Here is a 219-nt window from a genome sequence, read left to right as displayed (position 1 = left end):
CACACAGACTACATTCGTACTAAAGTCGATTTGCCAAACAAACTCTCAATCAAATCTACCGCCAGAACTGCAGTTTGATTGCGGATATCGAGTGCCGGATTGAGTTCTACTAAATCGAGTGACGCGAGGCGACCGCTGTCTGCGATCATTTCCAGCTGTTCCTACGCCTGGGGCGATATCTGGATCTAAGCAATCCATGTCGAAACTGACGTGCAAATG

1 pseudogene is annotated in these 219 nt (G+C 47.9%); it reads right to left on the bottom strand.

The features are described 5' to 3' along the window. Nucleotides 1–8: 8 nt before the first annotated feature. Nucleotides 9–156, bottom strand: a pseudogene (locus QN347_RS20230) (arginase family protein); the annotation flags it as partial. Nucleotides 157–219 lie beyond the last annotated feature (63 nt).

Source organism: Sphingomonas sp. 10B4 (genome assembly GCF_035019905.1).
Classification (GTDB): domain Bacteria; phylum Pseudomonadota; class Alphaproteobacteria; order Sphingomonadales; family Sphingomonadaceae; genus Sphingomonas; species Sphingomonas glacialis.
Note: the sequence above shows the minus strand (reverse complement) of the source record. Positions and strands in the feature narration are given on the sequence as shown.